The organism is Mycobacterium sp. 852002-51613_SCH5001154 (assembly GCF_001667425.1).
Classification (GTDB): Bacteria; Actinomycetota; Actinomycetes; order Mycobacteriales; family Mycobacteriaceae; genus Mycobacterium.
Window position 1 is genome coordinate 1 of record NZ_LZII01000040.1, and the last position, 25355, is coordinate 25355.

29 protein-coding genes are annotated in these 25355 nt (G+C 69.8%); 7 read left to right on the plus strand and 22 right to left on the minus strand.

From position 1 onward, the window contains the following. From A5750_RS10145 to A5750_RS10170, 6 genes are all read right to left on the minus strand, one after another. The coding region (locus tag A5750_RS10145; protein WP_067262486.1) for a prolipoprotein diacylglyceryl transferase at positions 1-1160 on the minus strand (1160 nt) is incomplete at its 3' end. Continuing rightward, on the minus strand, positions 1160-1972 hold the full coding sequence (trpA, locus tag A5750_RS10150) for a tryptophan synthase subunit alpha (RefSeq protein WP_066953183.1): 813 nt from the start codon (positions 1970-1972) through the stop codon (positions 1160-1162). The genes A5750_RS10145 and trpA, both read right to left, overlap by 1 nt. Continuing rightward, complete coding sequence (trpB, locus tag A5750_RS10155; protein WP_067262489.1) at positions 1969-3231, minus strand: tryptophan synthase subunit beta; 1263 nt, start codon at positions 3229-3231, stop codon at positions 1969-1971. Before trpB ends, trpA begins: the two co-directional genes overlap by 4 nt. A 74-nt stretch (positions 3232-3305) precedes the next feature. Continuing rightward, complete coding sequence (gene trpC, locus A5750_RS10160) at positions 3306-4124, minus strand: indole-3-glycerol phosphate synthase TrpC (protein ID WP_066953187.1); 819 nt, start codon at positions 4122-4124, stop codon at positions 3306-3308. A gap of 113 nt (positions 4125-4237) precedes the next feature. Beyond that, positions 4238-4915: a TIGR02234 family membrane protein gene (locus A5750_RS10165; protein WP_067262616.1), complete on the minus strand. Its 678-nt coding sequence runs from the start codon at positions 4913-4915 to the stop codon at positions 4238-4240. Further along, on the minus strand, positions 4908-6446 hold the full coding sequence (locus A5750_RS10170; RefSeq protein ID WP_067262492.1) for an anthranilate synthase component I: 1539 nt from the start codon (positions 6444-6446) through the stop codon (positions 4908-4910). Before A5750_RS10170 ends, A5750_RS10165 begins: the two co-directional genes overlap by 8 nt. Before the next feature lie 53 nt (positions 6447-6499). Between A5750_RS10170 and A5750_RS10175 the strand changes: the two genes are divergently transcribed. Then, positions 6500-6970, plus strand: coding sequence for a peroxiredoxin (locus A5750_RS10175; protein ID WP_067262494.1), 471 nt, complete (start codon positions 6500-6502; stop codon positions 6968-6970). On the opposite strand, the gene A5750_RS10180 is transcribed toward A5750_RS10175, so the two are convergent. Further along, positions 6960-8054 (minus strand): calcium:proton antiporter, encoded by a 1095-nt coding sequence (locus A5750_RS10180; RefSeq protein ID WP_066953195.1) that lies wholly within the window; start codon positions 8052-8054, stop codon positions 6960-6962. The two genes, A5750_RS10175 and A5750_RS10180, sit on opposite strands and share 11 nt — an antisense overlap. A gap of 265 nt (positions 8055-8319) precedes the next feature. Here A5750_RS10180 and A5750_RS10185 point away from each other — a divergent pair, with 265 nt between their 5' ends. Next, positions 8320-8676, plus strand: coding sequence for a WhiB family transcriptional regulator (locus tag A5750_RS10185; protein ID WP_067262497.1), 357 nt, complete (start codon positions 8320-8322; stop codon positions 8674-8676). A 29-nt stretch (positions 8677-8705) separates the two neighbouring features. On the opposite strand, the gene hisI is transcribed toward A5750_RS10185, so the two are convergent. From hisI to hisD, 8 genes are read right to left on the minus strand one after another with little or no spacing between them, the layout of a single operon-like run. Then, the gene (hisI, locus tag A5750_RS10190) at positions 8706-9053 is read right to left on the minus strand and encodes a phosphoribosyl-AMP cyclohydrolase (protein ID WP_066953197.1); all 348 of its coding nucleotides are present in this window, start codon (positions 9051-9053) and stop codon (positions 8706-8708) included. After that, positions 9050-9835: an imidazole glycerol phosphate synthase subunit HisF gene (gene hisF / locus A5750_RS10195; protein WP_066953198.1), complete on the minus strand. Its 786-nt coding sequence runs from the start codon at positions 9833-9835 to the stop codon at positions 9050-9052. The genes hisI and hisF overlap by 4 nt, the downstream gene beginning before the upstream one ends. A gap of 1 nt (position 9836) precedes the next feature. Beyond that, positions 9837-10640, minus strand: coding sequence for an inositol monophosphatase (locus A5750_RS10200; protein ID WP_067262499.1), 804 nt, complete (start codon positions 10638-10640; stop codon positions 9837-9839). A 4-nt stretch (positions 10641-10644) separates the two neighbouring features. Beyond that, the gene (gene priA, locus A5750_RS10205) at positions 10645-11388 is read right to left on the minus strand and encodes a bifunctional 1-(5-phosphoribosyl)-5-((5-phosphoribosylamino)methylideneamino)imidazole-4-carboxamide isomerase/phosphoribosylanthranilate isomerase PriA (protein ID WP_066953202.1); all 744 of its coding nucleotides are present in this window, start codon (positions 11386-11388) and stop codon (positions 10645-10647) included. Between the two features lie 20 nt (positions 11389-11408). Beyond that, the gene (gene hisH / locus A5750_RS10210; RefSeq protein ID WP_067262502.1) at positions 11409-12029 is read right to left on the minus strand and encodes an imidazole glycerol phosphate synthase subunit HisH; all 621 of its coding nucleotides are present in this window, start codon (positions 12027-12029) and stop codon (positions 11409-11411) included. Further along, a complete protein-coding gene (gene hisB / locus A5750_RS10215; RefSeq protein WP_067262512.1) occupies positions 12026-12646 on the minus strand; it encodes an imidazoleglycerol-phosphate dehydratase HisB in 621 nt (206 codons plus the stop codon). Before hisB ends, hisH begins: the two co-directional genes overlap by 4 nt. After that, a complete protein-coding gene (locus A5750_RS10220; protein ID WP_067262514.1) occupies positions 12643-13773 on the minus strand; it encodes a histidinol-phosphate transaminase in 1131 nt (376 codons plus the stop codon). The genes hisB and A5750_RS10220 overlap by 4 nt, the downstream gene beginning before the upstream one ends. After that, positions 13770-15086 (minus strand): histidinol dehydrogenase, encoded by a 1317-nt coding sequence (gene hisD, locus A5750_RS10225; RefSeq protein ID WP_156664308.1) that lies wholly within the window; start codon positions 15084-15086, stop codon positions 13770-13772. Before hisD ends, A5750_RS10220 begins: the two co-directional genes overlap by 4 nt. Before the next feature lie 115 nt (positions 15087-15201). On the opposite strand from hisD, the gene A5750_RS10230 reads away from it, so the two are divergent. Continuing rightward, positions 15202-15624, plus strand: coding sequence for a nitroreductase family deazaflavin-dependent oxidoreductase (locus A5750_RS10230; protein ID WP_066953212.1), 423 nt, complete (start codon positions 15202-15204; stop codon positions 15622-15624). An 88-nt stretch (positions 15625-15712) separates the two neighbouring features. Here the strand turns inward: A5750_RS10230 and A5750_RS10235 are convergent, their stop codons facing one another. Beyond that, on the minus strand, positions 15713-16741 hold the full coding sequence (locus A5750_RS10235) for a zinc-binding dehydrogenase (RefSeq protein ID WP_067262518.1): 1029 nt from the start codon (positions 16739-16741) through the stop codon (positions 15713-15715). A gap of 40 nt (positions 16742-16781) precedes the next feature. Here A5750_RS10235 and A5750_RS10240 point away from each other — a divergent pair, with 40 nt between their 5' ends. Next, positions 16782-17348, plus strand: coding sequence for a TetR/AcrR family transcriptional regulator (locus A5750_RS10240; protein ID WP_066953216.1), 567 nt, complete (start codon positions 16782-16784; stop codon positions 17346-17348). Between the two features lie 5 nt (positions 17349-17353). Here the strand turns inward: A5750_RS10240 and nadC are convergent, their stop codons facing one another. Genes nadC through nadA form a run of 3 tightly spaced genes read right to left on the minus strand, consistent with a single transcriptional unit; the run spans position 17354 to position 20825 of the window. Further along, positions 17354-18205 carry a carboxylating nicotinate-nucleotide diphosphorylase gene (gene nadC, locus A5750_RS10245; RefSeq protein WP_066953218.1) on the minus strand — a complete coding sequence of 284 codons (852 nt, stop codon included), beginning with the start codon at positions 18203-18205 and terminating at the stop codon, positions 17354-17356. Further along, complete coding sequence (locus A5750_RS10250; RefSeq protein ID WP_066953220.1) at positions 18205-19779, minus strand: L-aspartate oxidase; 1575 nt, start codon at positions 19777-19779, stop codon at positions 18205-18207. Before A5750_RS10250 ends, nadC begins: the two co-directional genes overlap by 1 nt. Then, positions 19776-20825, minus strand: a complete 1050-nt coding sequence (gene nadA / locus A5750_RS10255; protein ID WP_067262521.1) for a quinolinate synthase NadA — start codon at positions 20823-20825, stop codon at positions 19776-19778. The genes A5750_RS10250 and nadA overlap by 4 nt, the downstream gene beginning before the upstream one ends. A gap of 46 nt (positions 20826-20871) precedes the next feature. On the opposite strand from nadA, the gene A5750_RS10260 reads away from it, so the two are divergent. Both A5750_RS10260 and A5750_RS10265 read left to right on the plus strand, forming a co-directional pair. After that, positions 20872-21588, plus strand: coding sequence for an NUDIX domain-containing protein (locus A5750_RS10260; protein ID WP_067262522.1), 717 nt, complete (start codon positions 20872-20874; stop codon positions 21586-21588). A gap of 161 nt (positions 21589-21749) precedes the next feature. Beyond that, positions 21750-23090, plus strand: coding sequence for a lipase family protein (locus A5750_RS10265; protein ID WP_067262525.1), 1341 nt, complete (start codon positions 21750-21752; stop codon positions 23088-23090). Here A5750_RS10265 and A5750_RS10270 read toward each other — a convergent pair. The 3 genes from A5750_RS10270 to bioB are packed head-to-tail and all read right to left on the minus strand — an operon-like array spanning position 23085 to position 25032. Then, positions 23085-23738 (minus strand): DUF2567 domain-containing protein, encoded by a 654-nt coding sequence (locus A5750_RS10270; RefSeq protein WP_197505405.1) that lies wholly within the window; start codon positions 23736-23738, stop codon positions 23085-23087. The genes A5750_RS10265 and A5750_RS10270 overlap by 6 nt on opposite strands. A gap of 17 nt (positions 23739-23755) precedes the next feature. Continuing rightward, positions 23756-23983, minus strand: coding sequence for a hypothetical protein (locus tag A5750_RS10275; protein ID WP_067262528.1), 228 nt, complete (start codon positions 23981-23983; stop codon positions 23756-23758). Positions 23984-23997: 14 nt separating this feature from the next. Further along, positions 23998-25032, minus strand: a complete 1035-nt coding sequence (gene bioB / locus A5750_RS10280; protein WP_066953231.1) for a biotin synthase BioB — start codon at positions 25030-25032, stop codon at positions 23998-24000. A 130-nt stretch (positions 25033-25162) separates the two neighbouring features. On the opposite strand from bioB, the gene A5750_RS26075 reads away from it, so the two are divergent. Continuing rightward, positions 25163-25336 (plus strand): hypothetical protein, encoded by a 174-nt coding sequence (locus tag A5750_RS26075; RefSeq protein WP_197505404.1) that lies wholly within the window; start codon positions 25163-25165, stop codon positions 25334-25336. The last annotated feature ends 19 nt before the right edge of the window (positions 25337-25355 follow it).

Below are 25355 nucleotides of genomic sequence, written 5' to 3' on the forward strand. Positions count from 1 at the left end.
TCGGCTTCGGGCTCTTCGGCTTCGGGCTCTTCGGCTTCGGGCTCTTCGGCTTCGGGCTCTTCGGCTTCGGGCTCTTCCGCCTCGGGCTCCTCGGCCCCGCCTTCGTCGGGCTCCGCCGCCTCCGCACTGACCGTCTCGGCCTCCGCGGTTTCCGGCTCGTCGGCTTCGTCGGCGTTATCCGTTTCGGCTGCGTCGGCGGATTCGGTGCCGGCCGCGCCCGCCGCGATCGATGCCCCGGCGGCGGCGACGGTCGCGAGCTCTTCCGCGGGCTCCGCTTCCGCGGATTCCTCGGCCTCCTTGCCGCGCAGGCTTTCGGGGGCCTCGCGTCCCTTCGGGGCCACCATGAGGTACACCACGGCCCCGATGAACACGAACGTCGAAGTGAACGAATTGATCCGGATGCCCGCGATGTGAGTGGCGGTGTCGTCGCGCAGCAACTCGACACCGAAGCGCCCGACGCAGTAGCTGGCCACGTATAACGCAAAGAGTCGCCCGTGGCCCAGCGTGAATCGTCGGTCCGCGTAGATCAATACGGCGAACACCAGGACGTTCCAGATCAATTCGTACAGGAACGTCGGTTGCACGACGAGTGCCACCTGGCCCGTCGACACACCGTCCAGCGAATGGGGGTCGACGTATCCCGACGGGTCACGGCGGTAGAAGATCTCCAGACCCCACGGCAGGGTGGTCTCCCGGCCATAGAGCTCCTGGTTGAAATAGTTGCCGAGCCGGCCGATGGCCTGCGCCAAGATGATTCCCGGCGCAATCGCGTCGGCGAATGCCGGCAGCGGAATCCCGTGACGCCGGCAGGCGATCCACGCGCCGACGCCGCCCAGGGCCACCGCGCCCCAGATGCCCAGGCCGCCGTCCCAAATGCGTACGGCCCCGGCCAATCCGGCGCCGCCCGGCCCCCAATAGGTCCGCCAGTCGGTGGCCAGGTGATAAAGGCGGCCGCCCACCAACCCGAATGGCACCACCCACAACGCGATGTCGTAGATCACCCCGCGCTGCCCACCGCGGGCCTCCCAGCGGCGGTCGCCGATCAGCAGCGCCGCCACGATGCCGGTGATGATGAACAGCGCGTAGGCGCGAATGGGCAGCGGCCCGAGGTGCCAAACACCCTGGGGCGGGCTGGGAAAATACGTCGGCAGCATCGTCATCAGGCGGATGCCTTCTGCCGAACGCCTGCGGCCAGCTCCTCGGTCAACGCCCGCAACGCGGGCAACCCGCCCTCACCGAGCGCCGACACCAGCGCGGAGCCGACGATGACGCCGTCGGCGTAGCTGCCGATCTGCGCCGCCTGCTCTCGCGACCGCACGCCCAGGCCGACACCGACGGGTATGTCCGACACCGCCTTTACCCGTTGCACCAGTTCGGGCGCGGCGTTCGACACCGCGTCACGTGCCCCGGTGACCCCCATCGTGGAAGCAGCGTAGACGAACCCGCGCGACGCCTCGACCGTCATCGCCAGCCGTTGCGGCGTCGACGAGGGCGCCACCAGGAAAATGCGATCCAACCGATGCTCCTCAGCTGCGGCCAGCCACTGGCCGGCTTCGTCGGGGATGAGGTCTGGGGTGATCATGCCCTCCCCACCGGCCGACGCGAGATCCCGCGCGAACGCGTCGACCCCATACCGCAGCACCGGATTCCAATAGGTCATCACCACAGCGCGGCCGCCGGCCGCACTGATCGCCTCGACCGCGGCCAGCGTGTCCCGCACCCGCACTCCCCCGTGCAGCGCGACCTCGGTCGCCCGGGCGATGGTCGGCCCGTCCATGCCGGGATCCGAATACGGCACCCCGACTTCGATGATGTCGCAGCCGGATTCGACCAGGGCGAGCATTCCGTCGACCGAACCCGGCACGTCGGGGTAACCGGTGGGCAGATAACCGATCAGGGCCGCGCGATTGTCTTTGCGGCACATCTCGAAAACCGGCCCGAGCCGGCTGGCTTGCTTTTGTTCCACGGTCATCGCTCGCCGGGCCCCATCAGGCCGAACCATTTCGCGGCCGTCTCGACGTCCTTGTCCCCCCGGCCTGACAGGTTCACCACGATGATGGTGCCCTGCCCCAATTCGAGGCCGAGCTTGACCGCACCGGCGACCGCGTGCGCAGATTCGATGGCCGGGATGATTCCCTCGGTGCGGCACAGCAGCGCGAACGCATCCATCGCCTCGGAGTCGGTGATCGGCCGGTATTCGGCACGCCCGATCTCCTTGAGATACGCGTGTTCGGGGCCCACCCCCGGATAATCGAGACCCGCTGAGATCGAATGGGATTCGATGGTCTGGCCGTCCTCGTCCTGCAGCAGGTAAGAGAACGACCCCTGGAAAGCCCCCGGCGAGCCGCCGGCGAATGTCGCGGCGTGCCTTCCCGTTTCGACGCCGTCGCCGGCCGCCTCGAAGCCGAACAGGCGCACGCCCGGGTCGTCGATGAACGGGTGGAAGATACCGATGGCGTTGGATCCGCCCCCGACACAGGCCACGACCGCGTCGGGCAACCGGCCCGCCTGGGCCTGAATCTGCACGCGCGCCTCTAAGCCGATGATGCGCTGAAAATCGCGCACCATCGCCGGAAAGGGGTGCGGCCCCGCCGCGGTACCGAAACAGTAGTAGGTGTTGTGGGCGTTGGTCACCCAGTCTCGAAACGCCTCGTTGATGGCATCTTTGAGCGTTTTCGAGCCGCTCTGGACCGACACGACCTCGGCGCCCAGCAGCCGCATCCGCGCCACGTTGAGCGCCTGACGTGCGGTGTCCACGGCGCCCATGTAGATAACGCATTCCAGGCCGAGCAGCGCGCACGCGGTGGCCGTGGCGACGCCGTGCTGGCCGGCGCCGGTCTCGGCGATGACCCGGTTCTTGCCCATTCTCTTGGCCAGCAATGCCTGACCGAGGACATTGTTGATCTTGTGAGAACCGGTGTGGTTCAGGTCTTCTCGCTTGAGGAAGATGCGCGCCGAGCCGGCATGCTCGGACAGCCGCCTGGCCTCGTACAGCGGCGACGGCCGGCCGGCGTAGTTGACTTGCAGGTCGTCCAGGGTGTCCAGGAAATCGGGGTTGATGCGTTCCTTCTCGTAAGCGGCGGTGACCTCTTCGATCACCGCCATCAACGCCTCCGCGACGTAGCGTCCGCCGTAGAGACCGAAATGACCACCGGCGTCGGGTTCGTGACGGGTGGGTTCGGCGACGGCTGCACTCGGAAGGGGAAGGTCCGGGCGGGACAGGTTGACCATCACCAAGGCTCTACGCGGGGACGGCTCATGGGGTTCAACGTTTCAGCGCCGGGGCTCTTCAACTGACTTAACGATTAGCGAGACGGTTTCGGGCAGGACGGGTGGGTACCCGCGGTGACCAGGTCGGCGACCGCGGCGCGCGGGTCACCGCTTTTCACCAGACCCTCGCCGACCAAGACGGCGTCCGCACCGGCGCCGGCATAGGCCAAGAGATCCCCGGTGCCACGGACGCCGGACTCGGCGATCCTGATCACGTTGCTGGGCAGCCCGGGCGCGATCCGCGCGAAGCAATCCCGGTCGACCTCCAGCGTGGCGAGATCGCGCGCGTTGACACCGATTACGTTGGCCCCGGCCTTCAGCGCGCGGTCGGCCTCCTCCTCGGTGTGCACCTCGACAAGGGCTGTCATGCCCAGTGATTCGGTGCGGTCGAGCATCGACACCAAAGCCGACTGGTCCAGTGCGGCCACGATGAGCAACAGCATGTCGGCGCCGTGGGCACGGGCCTCGTGGATCTGATATGGCTGCACGACAAAGTCTTTGCGCAACACCGGTATCGAGACCGCGGCCCGAACGGCGTCGAGGTCGTCGAGGGAGCCGTGGAAACGGCGCTCCTCGGTGAGCACGCTGATGATCCGCGCTCCGCCGTCCTCGTACGCCCGGGCCAGTTTTGCCGGATCGGCAATGGTCGCCAGGGATCCCGCGGACGGACTGGCGCGCTTCACTTCGGCGATGACGCCGATGCCGGGCTCGCGCAGGGCGGCCATCACGTCACGCGGCGGCGCGGCGGCGGCAGCGGCGGCCTTGATTTCGGACAGGCTGATGAGGGCTTCGCGCGCGGCAACGTCGGCCCGGACTCCCTCGAGGATGGAGTCAAGCACGGTAGCCGGACTCATGCCTGTTGCTTCCCTTCGTGCCGTTACCCATCGCGACCCCACGGCCTGCCTGACAAACTCCAGCCGAACGCGACGACGTGAATGAAGGGTAGCGGCCCTCGGCTGACGGCCCGTCACCGACCCTCGGTGTCCGAGCCGTGCGGCCGATCGGTTGGGTCCCGGCCCTCGTCAAGCGCGTCCCAGATCATCCGCTCCGACATTTCCGGCGTCTCCGGCTTCTCCAGCATCGCCCCATCGGTGCCCTCGCGTAGCGCATTTGAGCGGCGCGTCGCCGGCGCCGCATACTTTTCCGCGCTCAACCGGGCCGACTTGGAATCTGCCGCGGACCGCAGCAACAGGACGGCCGCGACCAGGGTGCACGCCGCCGCGGCCACCGCGATGCCCGCTCCCCAATAGCGTCGCTCGCTGCCCACCAGCGACATCAGTGCGACGTGCCCCAGATCGGCCCCGCGCACGGCGACGTCCGGCAGCACCCACAGGCTGACCCCCAGATATCCGACCGCCAGGCTGGCCACCGCCAGCAGCCCCGCCAGCACGCGCAACGGCCAGCCGCGCACCGCGATCGCCGCCACGGCCGTCGCCAGCATGAGCACCGCCAACGGCAACAACGCCGTCGACCATGAGGCGCCGGACAGCGTCACCTCGCGCGGCGGACCCAGCCCGTCGAACGACCGGATCACCACCCACGGCAGCCGGGACGCCGCCCACAGCGCCGCCGCGGCCAGCACCAGCAACACCTGGGCCACCCCGACGAACAGCCGGGCCCGCCGACTCGGCCGGGCCTCAGTCATGGCCACCGGTCTCCGGGGCGGTCAGTGTCTCGGCGGCGGCGATCGCGTTGAGCACCGCGCGCGCCTTGTTGGCGGCCTCGGTGTACTCATAGGGCCCGTTCGAGTCGGCCACCACACCGCCGCCGGCCTGCACATAGGCGGTGCCGTCGCGCATCAGCGCGGTGCGGATGGCGATCGCGAAGTCGGCGTTGCCGGCGAAGTCGAGGTAGCCGACGACGCCGCCGTAGAGGCCACGACGCGTCTTCTCCACCTCCTCGATCAGCTCCATCGCCCGCACCTTCGGTGCGCCCGACAGCGTCCCCGCCGGGAAGCAGGCCGTCACCGCATCCAGGGCGGTCCGACCCTCGGCGAGCATCCCGGTCACGGTCGACACCAGGTGCATGACGTGGCTGTAGCGCTCGATGTGGCTGTAATCCTCGACGCGTACGGTGCCCGGCGCGCAGACCCGGCCGAGGTCGTTGCGGCCCAGGTCCACCAGCATCAGGTGCTCGGCGCGCTCCTTCTCGTCGGCCAGCAGTTCCTTTTCCAGCAGCTGATCCTCTTCCTCGGTCTGCCCGCGCCACCGCGTGCCGGCGATCGGGTGCGTCGTCGCCCAGCCCTCGGTGACGGTGACCAGTGCCTCCGGGCTGGACCCGACGACCGAAAAGTCGGTCCCGCCAGTGCCATTCGGCACATGCAGCAGGTACATGTACGGGCTCGGGTTGGTGACCCGCAACATCCGGTACACGTCGATCGGGTCGACAGCGGTATCCATCTCGAAGCGCTGGGAGGGGACGACCTGGAACGCCTCGCCTGCGGCGATCTGCTCGACGAGGTAGTCGACGATCTTCCCGTACTCCTCGACGGTGCGCTGCGAGCGGTACCGCGGCTCGGGCCGGTCGAACGTGGCGACCGTCGACGGCAGCGGCTGGCCGAGCGCCGAGGTCATCACGTCCAGGCGCGCGAGCGCGTCGTCGTAGGCCTCGTCGACCCGTTCGTCGGTGCCGTTCCAGTTCACCGCGTTGGCGATCAGCGTGATGGTGCCCTCGTGGTGATCGACCGCCGCCACGTCGGTGGCCAGCAGCAGCAACATGTCGGGCAACTGCAGGTCGTCGACGGCCAGCTCGGGCAGGCGTTCCAGGCGTCGCACCATGTCGTAGGCGAACAAACCGACCATGCCGCCGGACAGCGGCGGCAGTCCGGGCAGGGTGCCGGTGGCCAGCAGCTCCAGGGTGGCCCGCAGCGCGTGCAACGGGTCGCCGCCGGTGGGCGCGTCCTGCGGCACGGCGCCCAGCCAAACCGCTTCCCCGTCGCGGACGGTCAGGGCCGACGGCGCCCCGGCGCCGATGAACGACCACCGCGACCAGGATCGGCCGTGCTCGGCGGATTCCAGCAGGAACGTGCCCGGGCGATTGGCGGCCAGCTTGCGGTAGGCCGACAGCGGCGTCTCGCTGTCGGCCAGCACCTTGCGGGTCACCGGAACCACGCGGTGCTCGGCTGCGAGCTGGCGGAAGTCCTCTCGGGAGGTCGTCGCGGCGAGGTGGGCGTGCACCGAACCATCCTCCCAGACGGGTTGCCGGGGCTCGCGGGCGTAGCGTGGCGCCCATGAAACCTGGTGACACCGTCGAGGACTTCGAACTTCCCGATCAGACGGGGACGCCGCGCAAGCTCAGCGAGTTGCTCTCCGGCGGACCGGTGGTGCTGTTCTTCTACCCCGCCGCGATGACGCCCGGCTGCACCAAGGAAGCCTGTCATTTCCGCGACCTGGCCGCGGAATTCGCCGCCGTGGGCGCCAACCGGGTCGGCATCAGCGCCGATCCCGTGCAGAAGCAGGCCAAGTTCGCCGAGCTGCAGAAGCTCGATTACCCGCTGCTGTCGGACACCGAGGGCACCGTCGCCGCGCAGTTCGGCGTCAAGCGTGGCCTGCTCGCCAAGCTGCTGCCGGTCAAGCGCACCACCTTCGTCATCGACACCGATCGCACCGTGCTCAACGTCATTTCCAGCGAGTTCAGCATGGACACCCACGCCGATAAGGCGCTGGAGACCCTGCACGGCCGGTCAGCGCCTACGGGCTGATCGCCAGGAACACGTAGGCGGCGAGCAGCACCAGGTGCAACTCGCCCTGCAGCCGGGTGGCCCGCCCGGGGACGACCGTCAGCATGCTGATCACGACGGTCAGCGCCAGCAGCACCAGCTGAATGGGGCCCAGGCCGAGCACCAGCGGTCCCCTGAGCCAGATGGACGCCAGGGCGATCGCCGGGATGGTGAGTCCGATGCTGGCCATCGCCGAGCCGTACGCCAGGTTGAGGCTGGTCTGGATGCGGCCCTGCCGCGCGGTGCGCGCGGCCGCCAGGGTCTCCGGCAGCAGCACCAGCGTGGCGATCACCACGCCGACGAATGACTGCGGGAACCCGACCGCGGTCACCGCGCGCTCGACGGCCGGCGATTCCTCCTCGGCCAGTCCGACGACCGCGACGAGGGCGACCAGCAGCAGCCCGAGGCTGCCGAGCGCGGCGCCGCGGCTCGGCGGCTCGGCGTGGCTTTCATCCTCGAACAGCCGCTTCTTCTGGCCTTTCTGCGCGACCGGCAGGAAGAAGTCGCGGTGGCGCACCGTCTGCGTGAATACGAAGACCAGATAGACCAGCAATGACGCGACCGCCGCGAACGTCAGTTGGCCCCGGGAGAACTCCCGGCCCACTTGGCTGGTGGTGAACGCGGGCAGCACCAGGCTCAGCGTCGCCAGCGTGGTGACGGTGGCCAGCGCGGCGCCGCTGCCCTCGGCATTGAACAGCGTCACGCCGTAGCGCCGCGAGCCGAGCAGCAGCGACAGCCCTGCGATGCCGTTGGTGGTGATCATCGCCGCCGCGAACACGGTGTCCCTGGCCAGGGTCGCGGCCTCGTTGCCGCCGGATGCCATAAGCGAGACGATGAGCGCCACCTCGATCACCGTCACCGCGGCCGCGAGCACCAGCGAGCCGAATGGCTCACCGACCCGGGCCGCGACCACCTCCGCGTGGTGCACCGCGGCCAGCACGGCTCCGATGAGCAACGCCGCGGCCAACGCGACCAATGCCGGGCCCAGCTTCTCGCCCCAGATCACGGCCAGCACGGCGACGGCGAGCAGCGGCACGACCGCGGTCCACGACACCCGTCTCAACATCGCCCGCCATTCTCATCCACGGCTCGCGATCGGGCGACTTCGGCCTCGGTCCTGGTTTTCTCGGCCCGCACGACGGCGATGCCGCGACGTCCTTGAGCCGAAAGTCCTCGGACGTCCGCGACCAAAGTCCCTACGTTTGGCCGGCGGCGTTTCGTACGGTCCCAACATTCGCCTCGGCTTTACACGGGCTCGGCCGGAGGGAAGTCAGGACAGGCATATGTCCGGACGCTGAACTCTCAGCGCGGCCGGAGCAAAGGGGGAAGCAGTGTCAGCTACCCGAACCACCGCACAAAGCGGCACCAACGGTCCGATTCGAAACCATCTCCGCAGTGTGCAGACCCGGGATCGCGACGCCTGGGTTTCCAAAGCGCTCTGTCGCACCGGCGACCCGGATGAATTGTTCGTTCGCGGCGCCGCCCAGAGAAGGGCCGCGACGATCTGCCGGCACTGTCCGGTGGTCCTGGAGTGCGGCGCCGACGCGCTGCAAAACCGGGTCGAGTGGGGAGTCTGGGGCGGCATGACGGAACGCCAGCGACGCGCGCTGCTCAGGCAGCACTCCGACGTGGTGTCATGGGTCGACTTCCTGGCCGCCGCCCGGCGGCAGCGTCGCACCGCGATTTAGCGCCGGGGCGCTCGCTCGGACCGAGCAGCCTACGACTCCGGTGCCAGCAGCAGGTCGGCGTCGAAGCAGCTGTGGTCGCCGGTGTGGCAGGCGGCGCCCACCTGGTCGACCGTCAGCAGCACGGTGTCGCCGTCGCAATCCAGGCGCACCGAGTGCACGTGTTGGGTGTGGCCGGACGTCGCGCCCTTGACCCACTGCTCGCCGCGGGACCGCGAATAATAGGTCGCCTCACGGGTTGCCAGGGTGCGGGCCAGCGCCGCGTCGTCCATCCAGGCGACCATCAGCACGTCGCCGGTGCCACGCTCCTGCACGACGGCGGTGAACAGGCCGTCGGCGTTGCGCTTCAGCCGCGCGGCAATCTGCGGGTCGAGCGTCATCGGACCGTGATCCCCTCCGCGGCCATGGCGGCCTTCACCTGGCCGATGGTCAGCTCCCGGAAGTGAAACACGCTGGCCGCCAACACCGCATCGGCGCCGGCGGCGACCGCGGGCGCGAAGTGTTCGGCCGCGCCGGCACCACCGCTGGCGATCACCGGCACCGTGACCGCCGACCGCACCGCCTGCAGCATCGGCAGGTCGAACCCGGCCTTGGTGCCGTCGGCGTCCATCGAGTTCAGCAGGATCTCCCCCACGCCCAGATCGGCGCCGCGGGAAGCCCATTCAACGGCATCGATTCCCGTCCCACGCCGTCCGCCGTGGGTGGTGACCTCCCAACCGGACGGTGTGGGCACCGACTCCGGGGGGACCGTGCGGGCGTCGACCGACAGCACGATGCATTGCGAGCCGAACTGCCGCGCCATTTCTTCCAGCAGGTCGGGGCGGGCGATCGCGGCCGTGTTGATCGAAACCTTGTCGGCGCCCGCGCGCAGCAAGACGTCGACGTCGGCCACCGTGCGAACCCCGCCACCGACGGTCAGCGGAATGAAAACCTGCTCGGCCGTGCGGCGCACCACGTCCAGCATGGTGGCCCGGCCCGACGACGAGGCGGTGACGTCGAGAAAGGTGAGCTCGTCGGCGCCTTCGGCGTCGTAGGCGGCCGCGAGCTCGACGGGATCGCCCGCGTCGCGGAGGTTTTCGAAGTTGACCCCCTTGACGACCCGTCCGGCGTCGACGTCCAGGCACGGAATCACCCGCACCGCAAGGCCATTCGCGGAGGACATCTCAGAAGTCCTCCGGTCGGCCCGTTTTGCGCAGGATCTCGAGTATCTCGGCGTGTGCGCGGGGGCCCGCGGCCAGTGCGGAATCCGACGCGGGGCTCCACGGCTGCCCGTGGGTGTCGGTCACGACACCGCCCGCCGCCTGCACCAGCGCGACGCCGGCGGCGTGGTCCCACACATGACCGCCGAAACTGATCGAGCCACCGAGGACCCCGTCGGCGACGTAGGCCAGGTCGAGCCCGGTGGACCCGTGCATCCGCAACCGCGACGAGACCCGACTCAGATTCTCCAGCACCGCGATCCGGTAGCGCCCCGGGAACCGGCCCCGCGCGTCGGCGCTGAACGAGCCGGCGCCGATCAGGGCGTCGGCCAGGTCGATGTCGGCCAGGGGCGGTTGCGCGACACCGTTTTTCATCAGTGGGCCGTCCACCACAGCGGTGTAGCGCTGGTCGACGAAGGGCAGCCAGGTCAGCCCGGCCACCGGGTCGCCGCGATGCAGCAGGCCCAGCAGGATCCCCGCCATCGGCGAGCCCGCCGCGTAGTTGAACGTGCCGTCGACGGGGTCGAGCACCCACACCCACTCCGAGTCGACTTCGGCACCGCCGAACTCCTCACCGTGCACACCGATGCCGGTCGCCTCTTCCAGCGCGCCGACCACCTGCCGCTCGATCGCGAGGTCGACGTCGGTGGCGAAGTCGTTGCCCTTCTTCTGGACCGCCGAATCGGCGCGATGGCCGGCGAGGAACGGCTCGGTGGCGTCGTCCAGAATCGCCGAGGCCTTCTCCACCAATGCGTCCAGATCCGCCACGGCCCTACCCCGCAACCGCGGCCAGCGCCTGTGGCAGGGTGAACCGCCCGGCGTAGAGGGCTTTGCCCACGATGGCGCCCTCGACCCCGCGGTCGGTGAGAGTGGCGATCGCGCGCAGGTCGTCCAGGCTCGACACGCCACCGGAGGCGATCACCGGGGCGTCGGTGCGCTCGGCGACGGCGGCCAGCAGGTCGAGGTTGGGGCCGCCCAGCGTGCCGTCCTTGGTGACGTCGGTGACGACGAACCGCGAACACCCTTCTCCGTCAAGGCGTTCCAGCACTTCCCACAGGTCGCCGCCGTCGGTTTCCCAGCCGCGTCCGCGCAGTCGGTGCTGCCCCGCCGGCCTGGTTTTGTCGATCTGGACGTCCAGTCCCACGGCCACCTTGTCGCCGTGTTCGCTGATCGCGCGGGCACACCACTGGGGGTTCTCCAAGGCCGCCGTACCCAGGTTGACCCGGGCGCAGCCGGTGGCCAGCGCCGCGGCCAGCGAGCCGTCGTCACGGATCCCCCCGGAGAGCTCGACCTGCACGTCGAGCTTGCCGACCACCTCGGCCAGCAGTTCGCGGTTCGAGCCGCGCCCGAACGCCGCGTCCAGGTCGACCAGGTGGATCCATTCCGCCCCGTCGCGCTGCCAGTTCAGCGCCGCGTCCAGTGCCGAGCCGTATTCGGTTTCGCTACCCGCCTTGCCCTGGACCAGCCGCACGGCACGGCCGTCGACCACGTCGACCGCGGGCAACAAGATCAACACATTCCCTCCCAAGCCGCTCGTCACAGTGCCTCAATCCAGTTGCGCAGCACGGCCGCGCCCGCATCCCCGCTCTTTTCGGGGTGAAACTGGGTGGCCGACAGCGCACCCTGCTCGACGGCGGCCAGAAAGGGCACCCGGTGGGTGGCCCAGGTGAGCACGGCCTCGGGCGGACCCTCCCAGCGCTGCGCGGCATAGGAGTGCACGAAATAGAAGCGGGTATCGGAGTCCAGCCCCTTGAACAGGGTGGTGCCTCCCCCGGCGTCGACGACGTTCCAGCCCATGTGCGGGATCACCGGAGCATCCAGCCGGGTGACCTCTCCCGGCCACTGGCCGCAACCCGTTGTCTGCACACCGAATTCGACGCCGCTGGCGAACAGGATCTGCATGCCCACGCAGACGCCCAGCACCGGGTGCCCGGCGGCGACCCGGTCGGCGATGATGCGGTCCCCCTTGACTCTGCGCAGGCCCGTCATGCAGGCCTCGAAGGCCCCGACGCCGGGCACCACCAGCCCGTCGGCGGCGGCCGCCGCATCGGCGTCGGCGGTCACCTCGACCGATGCACCCGCCCGCTCGAGCGCGCGCTGGGCCGACCGTAGGTTGCCCGAGCCGTAATCCAGGACCACAACGGATGGTTTTGTCACAGAACACCTTTGGTGGACGGCACGTCCGAAACCCGGGGATCGGGCTCGACGGCCTGACGCAACGCTCGCGCCACCGCCTTGTACTGCGCCTCGGTGACGTGGTGCGGGTCGCGCCCGTACAGGACGCGCACGTGCAGCGCGATGCGGGCGTTCATGGCCAGCGACTCGAACACGTGCCGGTTGATCACGGTGTGGTAGGGCACCGAGCTGCCGGCAATGGTGGTGTGTCGCAGGTGATCCGGCTCCCCGGTGTGCACGCAGTAGGGCCGGCCGGACACGTCGACGACGGCGTGGGCCAGCGTTTCGTCCATCGGGATGAAAGCGTCGCCGAACCGGCGGATTCCCCGCTTGTCGCCCAGGGCCTGGCCGAGCGCCTGCCCCAGCACGATGGCCGTGTCCTCGATGGTGTGGTGGCCCTCGATCTCGACGTCGCCCTTGGTGCGGACATTCAGGTCGAAGCTGGCGTGGGTGCCCAGCGCCGTCAGCATGTGGTCGTAGAACGGCACGCCGGTGTCGACGTGGACCTGCCCGGTGCCGTCGAGGTCTAGCTCGATGACGATGTCGGATTCCTTGGTGCGACGCTCGATATGCGCGCGCCGGGTCGCAATAGTGGTCACGGGGCTCCTACTGGGGTGGCTGGGGTCAGTTCGGTGGCGGCGATTTGGGCGCTGGCCCGCAGGAACGCGTCGTTCTCCTGGGCCAGTCCGGTCGTGGCCCGCAGGTAGCCGGCAATCCCGACGTCGCGGATCAAGACGCCGGCGTCCAAGTAGCGCTGCCACGCGGCCGGAGCGTCGGCGAACTGTCCGAACAGCACGAAGTTCGCATCGCTGGGGATCACGCGAAAACCCATGCCGGTCAGGGCGGTTGTGACCCGTTCCCGTTCGGCGATCAGCGCCGCAACGCTACTCAGGGTGTCGTCGGCGTGTCGCAGCGCGGCCCGGGCCGCGGCCTGCGTGATCGACGACAGGTGATACGGCAGCCGGACCAGCAGCATCGCGTCGATCACCGCGGGCGTGGCGATCAGGTAGCCGAGCCGCCCGCCGGCGAAGGCGAACGCCTTGCTCATTGTGCGGGTGACGATGAGCTTGGTCGGATACTCCCGCACCAGCCCGACGGCACTCGGCTCGGAGGAGAACTCGCCGTAGGCCTCGTCCACGATCAAGATTCCCGGCACCGCGTCGAGCAGCCGCCGCAGAGCCGGCAGCGAAACGCTCTGCCCGGACGGGTTGTTCGGGCTGGCGATAAAGACCACATCGGGTTGATGTTCGGCGACGGCGGCGACCGCCCTGTCCACGTCGAGGTTGAAGTCGTCGGCGCGGACACCCTCCAGCCATTCCGTGCGCGTGGCGCCGGCGATGATCGGGTGCATCGAGTAGGACGGGGCGAACCCGATCGCGGTGCGCCCGGGCCCACCGAATGCCTGCAGCAGCTGTTGCAGGATCTCGTTGGATCCGTTTGCGGCCCAAATGTTTTCCAGCCCGAGCTGCACGCCGGTCTGCGCCGTGAGGTAGCCGGCGAGATCGCGGCGCAGGTCCACCGCGTCGCGATCGGGATAGCGGTGCAGGTCGGCGGCCGCCTCGGCCACCGACCGCACCACATCGTCCACCAGCGCCCGGCTGGGCGGGTGCGGGTTCTCGTTGGTGTTCAGCCGCACCGGGACGGCCAGTTGCGGTGCGCCGTAAGGTGATTTGCCGCGCAGGTCCTCGCGCAGGGGCAGGTCGTCCAGCGTGGGGTGTTCGGTCATCGCTCGAACCTCCGCCGGATCGCCTCGCCGTGCGCCGGCAGGTCTTCGGCCTTGGCCAGCGTGACCACGTGTCCCGAGACGTCCTTGAGGGCGGCCTCGGTGTAGTCGACGACGTGGATGCCGCGCAGGAAGGTCTGCACCGACAGGCCGCTGGAATGGCGCGCCGAGCCCGCCGTGGGCAGCACGTGATTGGATCCGGCGCAGTAGTCGCCGAGGCTCACCGGCGAGTACGGGCCGACGAAAATGGCTCCGGCCGAACGTATTCGGCCGGCGACCTCCGGCGCGTCGGCGGTCTGGATCTCCAGGTGCTCGGCGGCGTAGGCGTTGACCACCTGGATGCCGGCGTCGAGATCGTCGACCAGGATGATCGCCGACTGGCGGCCGCCGAGCGCCGCGGTCACCCGGTCGCGATGCACCGTGGTCCGTAGCTGGGCGGCCACCTCGGCTTCGGTCGCGGTGGCCAGGCCCTCGCTAGCGGTGACCAGAACGCTGCCCGCCATCTCGTCGTGTTCGGCCTGGCTGATCAGGTCGGCGGCCACATGCGCCGGGTCGGCGGTGTGGTCGGCGAGGATGGCGATCTCGGTGGGCCCGGCCTCGGCGTCGATGCCGACGCGCGAGCGGCACAGCCGCTTCGCGGCGGTGACGTAGATGTTGCCGGGCCCGGTGATCAGGTCGACCGGCGCCAGCTCGGAGCCGTCCGTGTCGGTGCCGCCGTGGGCCAGCAGCGCCACCGCCTGGGCGCCGCCGACCGCCCACACCTCGTCGACCCCGAGCAGCCGGGCGGCGGCCAGGATCGTCGGATGGGGCAGGCCGTCAAAGCGGGCCTGCGGCGGGCTGGCCACCACCAGCGAGTCGACGCCGGCGGCCTGCGCGGGCACCACGTTCATCACCACGCTGGACGGGTACACCGCGTTGCCGCCGGGCACGTACAGGCCCACCCGCTCGACCGGCACCCACCGCTCGGTGACCGTCGCGCCCGGGCCGAGCGTGGTGGTGACGTCGGCGCGCCGCTGGTCGGCGTGCACTTTGCGGGTGCGTTCGATCATCATCCGCAGGGCGTCCACAACGTCGGGTTCCAGGCCGGCCAGCGCCGCCTCCAGAGCCTCCTCGGGCACCCGGACGGCCGAGGGCCGCACGCCGTCGAACGACGCCCCGAACTCCAGCGCCGCCTCGGCGCCGCGCTCGGCCACGGCCTGCACGATCGGCCGCACCTTGGGCAGCACGCTCTCCACGTCGGCGCCGCCGCGCGGGAGCGCGGTCCGCAATCGGGCAGCCGTCAGCTCGACGCCCCGCAGGTCTATGCGGGCCATCACGGGTGCTGAAGCGGTAGTCATTGCCTCCATTGTCCCAGAGCAACTCAAGTCGATATCCGCCCGGTACAGTGCCCTTGAAAAGCCGGGTTAGGCCCACAAAAGTCAGGGAGTTGTCATGTCCGCGAAGGATCACCCCAATAACGCCCCGGGCGTCCCGATGGTGTTCCCGCCCTGGTTCGAGCGCTTCCAGATCAAGTATTTCAACCCGGCGGTCAAGCCGATCGCCCGCTTTCTGCCCGGCACGGCGACCATCAAGCACCGCGGCCGCACCTCCGGCACGCCGTACGAGACGATCATCACCCCCTACCGCAAGGGAAACGTGCTGGCGATCGCGCTGGGCCACGGCAAGACGAACTGGGCCAAGAACGTCCTGGCGGCCGGCGAGGCCGACGTGCAGTTCAGCCGCAACCGCGTGGTGCACATCACCAACCCGCGCATCCTGCCGGCCGGCACCGAGGGTCCCGACGCCGAACGCCTGCCGCGGATGGCCCGCATGCAGCTGCGGCGAATCGGCGTGTTCGTCGGCGACATCGCCTAAAGGTCGGGCGCCCTTTCGCGCGTGCGCTCACGGCGGCGACGCGCCGTTTGGGCGCGCACTCGCCGCCCGGAACGCATACTCCGGCGGACTACGCCCTGGTGAAGACCGTCTTACCGGTCATCGTCGGCCAGGCCGAGGGGGCGTCCTCCCACGCGACGACGCGGTCGACGGCCGGCGACACGTCCAGGCCGCCCGCGAGCAGCTCGAGTACCCGCGGGATGACCGTGCGCGCGCTGACGCGTCCGGTGATGAACCGCACGCCGCGCGAGTACATCGGCAGCAACGGCATCTCGACCCGATATTCGGGGTAGATCCCGGTGTCGGTGCACACGCCGTCCGGCCAGGTGGCACGCAGCGTCGCCGCTAGCAACGCGGGATCGCTGGTGGTGTGCACGGTGACCGGGTAAGGGCCCCAAGACTTGTCGGGTTTGGCCACGTCGTGGACCGCCGCGCCGAGCTTCTCGGCTGCGGCCAGCCGCTGCGGGTCGGTGTCGACGTAGTCGACGTGGGCGCCCAGCGCCGCGGCGATCGCGGCCGAGTAGAGGCCGATCGACAGCCGCCCGAGCACCAGGACGCGGCGATCGACGGGATCGAGCGCATCCAGTTCCGCACCGAACGGCCCGACGGTGCGCCAGCCGTCGGGGATGTTGTCCGACAGCGAGGCCATAGCGACTGGGTCGACGGCGTCGGGAAAAGGGACGAGCATCGCGTCGGCGTACGGGACCAGCACCAGGTCCGACATGAAGCCGCCGCCGTCCAGGCCGGCGATCGGAGCCATCCCGTAGGCCGCCATCAGCGGCACCGCGCTGCACGAGCCGGTCACGCCACGGCGGCATTCGCGGCAGTCCCCGCAGTTGATCTGAAACGGCACCACGACCCGGTCGCCGACCCGGGCGCCCCTGACGTCGTCGCCGACGGCGACGACCTCGGCCAATCCTTCGTGGCCCACCGCGTACCCCGGCGGCAGCGGCAGCCGCCCGTTGCACACAGCGACGTCCAGGTCGCAACACGCCACCGCCAGCGGCCGCACGAGCGCCTGCCCGGGCTCGGTGAGCTGCGGCTCGGGCACCTCGCGCCACGCGTATCGCCCGGCTTCTTCGTAGGTCAGCTGCCTCATCTCTGCATTCTTGAGTGATCACTCAAGTAAAGTCAAGAGCGTGCCGAGACCCGACCGCAGTCGCCCCGCGTTGATCGATACGGCCGCCACGCTGTTTCGCCGCCAGGGCTACGCGGCGACCGGCCTGAACCAGATCCTCGACGAGGCCGGCGTCAAGCCCGGTTCGCTGTATCACCACTTTCCGCAGGGCAAGCAACAACTGGCCGCGGCGGTCGTCGAGACCGAAGGCGCCGGCATCGAGCAACTGCTGCGCCGCTTCCTGGCGACGGGCCGGCCGGCGGCCGACATCGTCGACCGCTGGATCGACCTGCTGGCGGCGGGGCTGGCCGGCGACCGGCGCGACGGCTGCCCGATCGAGCCGATCGCCACCGAGTCGGTGCACGCGAGCCCGCTGGTGCGCGAGGCGTCGGCCCGCGCCTTCGGTGGCTGGTGTGCGGCCCTCGAGGAGCGGCTGCGCTCCGACGGCTGGCCCGCAGCCGAGGCCAAAGACGTTGCGCTGGCGGTGATCTCGTTGATCGAGGGGGCGCTGATCCTGTCCCGGATCTCCGGGAACGCGGGCGCGCTGGACGCCGCCAAGCCCGCCGCACGCACGCTGCTGCGCGGCTGAGGGCCCTACATGTCCAGGCCGATGTCGAGCGCGCGCACGGAATGCGTCAGCGCGCCGACGGCCAGGTAATCGACCCCGGTGGCGGCGTAGGTGGCGGCGTTCTCCAAGCTGAGCCCGCCGGACGACTCGAGCAGCACCGCCGGCGCGCGCGCCTCGCGCCGCTGCACGGCCATCTGCGTCTGCCACACCGGGAAGTTGTCCAGCAGCACCAGTTCCGGCTTTTCGCCCAGCACCTCGTCGAGCTGCTCGAGGGAGTCCACCTCCACCTCGCACGGTAGATCCGGCGCCGCGTCGCGCACCGCCCGCAGCGCGTCGACCACCGAGCCCGCGGCCACCACGTGGTTGTCCTTGATCAGCGCCGCATCGCCGAGCCCCATCCGGTGGTTGACGCCGCCGCCGACCCGCACCGCGTACTTCTGCAGCGCGCGCAGCCCGGGCAGGGTTTTGCGGGTGTCGCGGACCTTGGCCTTGGTGCCGTCCACGGCCTCGACCCAGGCCGCCGTTGTGGTGGCGATGCCCGAAAGGTGACAGACCAGGTTAAGCATGGTCCGCTCTGCGGTCAGCAGGCCGCGGGCGTCCGCGCGCACGGTCAGGGCCGGCTCGCCCGGTTGCAGCCGGGCGCCGTCCTCGACGCTGTGCACCACTTCGTAGCCCCCGGCGAGGACCGCGTCGAGGACCAGCAGCGCGACCTCGACGCCGGCGATCACGCCCGGCTCCCGGGGCACCATCGACGCCGTCGCCATCGCACCGGCGGGCACCGTCGCGAGGGTGGTGATGTCGGGGCCGTAGCGCAGGTCCTCTTCCAGACCGCGCCGGATGATGTCCTGAGCGGCGCTTCGTTCGTCGGGCAGCATCATCAGCCCACTGCCTCCAGCGCCTCCACCAGCACCGAGTTCTGGTCCTCGGCCAGCCGCAGCATGCTGCTGCGCGCCTGTTCCGGTGCGGGGTCCGGGTATTCGGCGCGATGGTGGCAGCCCCGGCTCTCGTTGCGGGCCAGGGCGGCGGCCGTCACCGCGCGGGCGGCGACGGCCAGCGCGACGTCCTCGAAGTCGCGGCGGCCGGAGATGGGGCGCACCCGCGCCCCCGACAGCGTGTCGGACAAACGATGCAGCCCGGCGGCGTCGCGCACCACCGAGGCGTCGCGGCTCATCGCGGCCTGCAATGCGCCGCGCTCCGGGGCGGTGTGGGCGATGGGCTCGGGCTCGACAGCCCTGACGCGCCCGGCCGCCATCGCGTGCGCGGCCGCGGCTTTCCCGGCGCGGCCACCGACCACCAGGCCCTCCAGCAGGCTGTTGGACGCCAGCCGGTTGGCACCGTGCAGTCCGGTGCGCGCCACCTCGCCGGCGGCGAACAGGCCGGGCAATTCAGTCTGGCCGTGCACATCGGTGACGACGCCGCCGCAGCTGTAGTGCGCCCCCGGCACGACCGGGATGGGTTCGCGGACGGGGTCGATGCCGGCTGCGCGGCACGCGGCGGTCACGGTAGGGAACCGGGCCGCGAAACCGTCGATGCCGCGCGCGTCGAGGAAAACGCATGGGTCGCCGGTGGCCTTCAGCCGGGTGTCGATGGCCGCGGCGACGACGTCACGCGGTGCCAGGTCGCCCATCGGGTGAACACCGGCCGTCACCGAATTACCTTGCCGATCAAGGAGTATCGCGCCCTCACCGCGGATCGCCTCGGTGACCAGCGGGCGCCGCCCGCCGCTCCCGCCGAACAGCATCGTCGGGTGGAACTGGATGAACTCCAGGTCGCTGACCGCGACGCCGGCCCACAGTGCCAGCGCGATTCCGTCACCGGTGGAGCCCTCCGGATTGGTGGTCGCACCGTAGAGGTGCCCGAGACCTCCGGAGGCCAGGATCACCGCGGGCGCGTTGATGATTCCGTAGCCGTCCACGCTGCCCAGCAGGACCCCGGTGACTGCGGCATCGTTGTGCAGCACCCGCAGGGCCACGTGGCCGGCGCGGATGTCCAGCCTGGCCGCGGCGTGGTCGAGCGCCCGCTGCACCTCGGCTCCGGTGGCGTCACCGCCGGCGTGCACGATCCGCCGCCGCGAGTGCCCGCCCTCGCGCGTCACGTCCCAGCGGCCCGGGTATGCCTCGTCGAATCGCGCTCCGGCACCGACCAATTCGGACACCGCCCGGTAGCCGTCGGCGACGATGGAATACACCGCGTCGGGGTCGCAGAGGCCGGCGCCGGCCGTCAAGGTGTCAGCGACGTGGGCCTCCACCGAGTCATCGTTGTCGGGCAAGACCACCGCGATGCCGCCCTGCGCGTAGTGGGTCGCGGTCCCCCCCTTCGCCTGGTCGGCCTTGCTGAGCACGACGACGCTGCGGCCGGCGCGATGGGCGGCCAGCGCCGCGGCCAATCCCGCGACACCGGTACCGATGACGACGACGTCGGCGCTGTGGGTCCAGGCGGGGCGGACGGTCATTCGCCGCCGCCCGGCTGACCGATTTCGATCATTCGCTGCACGCTGCGGCGGCCCGCCGCCGCGATCTCCGGGTCGACATCGACTTCGTCGGCCCCGTCCACCAGGCAGCGCAGCAGGGCCGCGGGCGTGATCATCTTCATGTACTTGCAGGACGCCCGGTCGTTGACCGCGCGGAAGTCGACCTGCGGGGCGGCCCTACGCAGCTGATGCAGCATGCCGACCTCGGTCGCGACCAGCACCTTGCGGGCCCGGGTTTGGTGCGCCGCGTCGAGCATGCCGCCGGTGGACAGGATCTTCACCCGATCCGCCGGGAAGGCGCCCTCGCCGGCGAGGTACAACGCCGAAGTGGCACAACCGCATTCGGGATGGACATAGAGGTCGGCGTCGGGGTTCGCCCGCGCCTGCTCGGACAGCTCGTCGCCGTTGATCCCGGCGTGCACGTGGCATTCACCGGCCCACACGTGCATGTTCGTGCGGCCGGTCACCCGGCGCACGTGGGCGCCGAGAAACTGGTCCGGGCAGAACAGCACCTCGCGGTCGGGGTCGATGGACTCGACCACGTCGACCGCGTTGGACGACGTGCAGCAGATGTCGGTGAGCGCCTTCACGGCGGCGGTGGTGTTGACGTAGGAGACGACGACGGCGCCGGGGTGCTCGTCGCGCCAGGCGCGCAGCTCGTCGGGGGTGATGGAGTCGGCCAGTGAGCAGCCGGCCCGCTGGTCCGGGATGAGGACCGTCTTGTCGGGACTGAGGATCTTGGCGGTCTCGGCCATGAAGTGCACCCCGCAGAACACGATGGTGTCCTCGGGCGCCTCGGCGGCGATCCGCGACAGCGCCAGTGAGTCGCCGACGTGGTCGGCGACGTCCTGTATCGCGGGCAGCTGGTAGTTGTGCGCGAGCACGGTGGCGCCGCGCAGCTTCGCCAGTCGGCGAATCTCGGCGGCCCACTGCTCGTTGCCCTCCACACCGGCGTAACCGGCCGGTGAATCCGTGACGTCGGCCATCATGTCTTCGGCGAGCGTGTCCATGCGATTTATAACCGTCACGGCGGCTCCTTTCAGCCCAGGAGGTTTTCGACTTATAATCGAAAACATGGCCCATGGTAACACCGCCCACGAAGTGCTCGCGGTCGTATTCCAGGTTCGCCATGTCACCGAGCAGGTTACGAAGGGCCGCCCGACGGAAAAACCGCAGCTTAACGTGCTGTTATGGCAGCGTGCCAAGGATCCGCAGCGGGGCGCCTGGTCGCTGCCGGGAGGACAGCTGCGCAACGACGAGGACATGACCACCTCGGTGCTGCGACAGCTGGCCGAAAAGGTGGACCTCAAAGAGCTCGCGCACCTGGAACAGCTGGCGGTGTTCTCCGACCCCGACCGGGTGCCGGGTGCCCGGGTGATCGCGTCGACGTTCCTGGGGTTGGTGCCCTCCCCCGCCACCCCCGAGCTGCCGCCGGACACCCGCTGGCATCCGGTGAGCTGCCTGCCGCCGATGGCCTTCGACCACGGCCCGATGGTGACCCACGCGCACACCCGGCTGATCGCCAAGCTGTCCTACACCAACCTCGGGTTCGCCTTGGCCCCAAAGGAATTCGCGCTTTCTACGCTCCGCGACATCTACGGCGCCGCGCTCGGCTACCAAGTCGATGCGACGAACCTGCAACGCGTGCTGGTCCGCCGCGGCGTGATCAGCCAGACGGGCACCATCGCGCAGTCGGGCCGCAGCGGCGGGCGGCCGGCGGCCCTGTACCACTTCACCGACTCCCGACTGCGGATCACCGACGAATTCGCCGCCTTACGGCCCCCCGGCTAGGCTTGTGAAAAGCGTCTTCGGGTGACGCGATCGCAAATCGATGCCAGTGGCGCGTCCGACTCTGCACGCCCCGGCAACAAGTCGCTCACAGTGCGGCGATTACGTTTTGGTTACCTGCCGTTCGTGCGCGACAATGCCGGATGGCCTAGAAGGGAGCCTCAATGGCTGAGCTCGGCAATCTGGCAGGCACGCATGGCGCGGAGTGGATCGCCCGGCCGCCGCACGAGGAACTGCAGCGCAAGGTACGCCCGCTGCTGCCCTCGGACGATCCGTTCTACCAGCCGCCACTGGGCTTCCAACACGCCGAACCCGGGACGGTGCTGCGTTCGCGCGACGTCGAACTGGCGTTTTTGGGTTTGATCCCGCAGCCGGTCAAGGCCATTCAGCTGCTCTACCGGACGATGGACATGAACGGGGAGCCGGAGGCGGCGGCGACCACTGTGATCGTCCCGGCCGAGCTCGCGCCGGAACGTCCGTGCCCGCTGCTGTCTTACCAGTGCGCGATCGACGCCGTGTCGTCCCGTTGCTTCCCGTCCTACGCGCTGCGGCGCCGGGCGAAGGCCCTCGGATCGATCGGTCAGTTCGAACTCTTCCTGATCGCCGCCGCCGTTGCCGAGGGCTGGGCCGTCTCCGTGCCGGACCACGAGGGGCTCCAGGGCCTGTGGGGTGCGCCGTACGAGCCCGGCTATCGCGTCCTGGACGGCATCCGGGCCGCTCTGGGTTCGGAACGCCTCAGGCTTTCCCCGGAGGCGCCGATCGGGCTGTGGGGGTACTCCGGCGGCGGGCTGGCCAGCGCCTGGGCCGCCGAGGTATGCGCCGACTACGCGCCCGAACTGGACATCGTCGGGGCGGTACTGGGGTCACCGGTCGGGGATCTCGGCAACACCTTCCGCAGGCTCAACGGCAGTTTCCTTTCGGGCCTGCCCGCGCTGGTGGTGGCCGCGCTGGCCCACATCTATCCCGAGCTGGACAGGGTGATCAAGGAGCACAGCAACGAAGAGGGGCGCGCCCTGCTCGAGTCGCTCGAGAAGATGACCACCGTGGAGGCGGTCGTCCGGATGGCGGGCAAAAACATGGGCGACTACCTCGACGAGCCGCTGGAGAGCATCCTGTCCACGCCCGAGGTGATGCACGTCTTCGAGAACATCAAGCTGGGCGTGGCCGTGCCGACGCCACCGGTGTTGATCGTGCAGGCCGTCCACGACTACCTCATCGACGTGAAAGACATCGACGTGCTCGCCGACGCCTATTCGGCCGGCGGCGCCCAGGTGACCTACCACCGGGACGCGTTCAACGAACACATGCTGCTACACCCGCTGTCGGCGCCGATGACGCTGCGCTGGCTCACCGACCGGTTCGACCGCCGCCCGCTGACCGAGCACCTCATCCGGACCACCTGGCCGACGATGTTCCATCCGATGACCTATGTCGGGATGGCCCGGCTGGCCAAGATCGCCGCCAAGGTCATCTTCGGCCGGAGCATTCACCGCCGTCCGCTATGAGACGGCCGCTTCGGCGGCACCCCCTGCTCCCACGGGGAGCGCATCGGAAGGCCGGCCGCCCGGCGGACGGGCGCCCAGGTCGTCGCGGGCGTCGGCGGCCGCCAGCACCGCATACACCAGCGCGGCGATAGCGGCGGGCCACAGCAGGGTCAGCGCGACCTGCAGCGGGTTTTGGGCGAAGAACACCGGGGGCGCCTGGACGACGTACGCCACCGACGGGCTTTTGGACAGCGGCACCGCGTCGAAGTTCAATGCGCCGTAGCTGATCCGGACCAGCGCGGCCCCGGTGGCCGTCGCGGCCGCGGCAGCGGTCAACAGGCCGGTGGACAGCGCGACGACCATCCCCGGCCCGCGGTGCTCGCGCCACTGCCACCCGAGCACGGGCGCCACCACGGCCAGCACGGTCAGCAGCCCCAGCATCAGGCACGGCGCGTCGAAGAAGTGCTCGGACTCGGTGCCGAGATAGTCGTGGACCCGTTCACCCGCCCGCGTGAGCGCCACCACGGCATGGATCGGCGGGGCGATCCACGCCCACAGCCCACCGACCAGCACACCGGCCGCCGCGGACCCCAGCCCGGCGATGGCGATGGCGCGCACCGGCGGCTTACGCGGGGCGATTGCGGCCGGCGGCGTGTCCCGTCCTTCCATGGGCGTCACGGGCTCGGTCATCGCTGGGCCTCCAGCTCGACGGAGTCGACCTGACCGTGCCGCGAGCATTGCGCCCGCCAGCCGTCGGGTCGGACCTGCACGATCATCCGGCGTCCGCATTCCGCACAGAACCGGGGCGGCTCGAGGCCCAACTGTGCCGCTGTCGGCACCACGGTGCCGCCCAATTCCCCGGTGTAGACGTTGTAGACGCCGGCGCTGACCGGAGCGCCCAGATCCCGAACCACAGTCGCCAAGTTTCCTACAGGGTGGCGTTGAGCGCCTTGATAGGCATCTGTAGGTCGTCGAGCAGTTCCAGGTCGGCCTCGGCCGGGCGGCCGAGGGTAGTCAGATAGTTCCCGACGATCACCGCGTTGATGCCGCCCAGGATGCCCTGCTTGGCGCCCAGGTCGCCCAGGGTGATCTCGCGGCCCCCGGCGAACCGCAGCATCGCGCGCGGCAAGGCCAGGCGGAAGGCGGCCACCGACTTCAGCGCCTCGGCCACCGGCAGCACCTCCAGGTCACCGAACGGCGTGCCGGGACGCGGGTTGAGGAAGTTCAACGGCACCTCGTCGGGCCCGAGCTCGGCCAGTTCGGCGGCGAACTCCGCGCGCTGCTCGAGCGTCTCGCCCATGCCCAGGATGCCGCCGCAGCACACCTCCATGCCGGCGTCGCGCACCATCGACAGGGTCTGCCAGCGCTCTTCCCAGGTGTGGGTGGTCACCACGTTGGTGAAGAACGAGCGGGCGGTCTCCAGGTTGTGGTTGTAGCGGTGCACACCCATCGCCGACAACTGCTCGACCTGCTCGGTGGTCAGCATCCCCAGCGAGCAGGCGATGTTGATCTCGACCTCATTGCGGATCGCCTCGATGCCGGCCGCGACCTGGGCCATCAACCGCTCATCGGGCCCACGGACGGCGGCCACGATGCAGAACTCGGTGGCACCCGACTTTGCGGTTTGCTTGGCGGCCTCGACCAGGCTGGGAATGTCCAGCCGGGCGCTGCGCACCGGCGAGGCGAACAACCCCGATTGCGAGCAGAAATGACAATCCTCCGGGCAACCGCCGGTCTTCAGGCTGATGATGCCCTCGACCTCGACCTCGGGCCCGCACCAGCGCATCCGGACCTCGTGGGCCAGCGCCAGCAGGTCGTCGAGCCGGTCGTCGGGCAGTTGCAGCACCCGCAGCACCTGCTCGCGACTCAGTCCCTCGCCGCGCTCGAGTACCTGTTCGCGGGCGACCGCCAGGATGTCTGCGTCGTTGGCGCCGGTGGCCGGTCGAGTTGCCGCTTGAGTCACCCGTACTCCCCTGCATCATCGGTGGCCGCGCACGCGGCCCCTCTGCCCACGGTGGTGGCAGCTTGAATAAAAGTGTTCAAAGTAGGGTAACGGCCGCAGAACATGCCGTCCGCCGGGGTATCTCACCAGAATGACCGATCCGCACGTCGCGTACGTGGCTCACCACATGATCCTGCTGGCGATCCCGGCCTTCTTGCCGGCGATCATCGTCGTCGGGGTGATCCTCTACGTCGCGCTCAAGGACCGCCGCTCCACCGGCGACCAGGAGGAGGCCGGGCAGCGCAACGACGAAATCGGTGATTGACCGGCCGCCGATTTGGGCA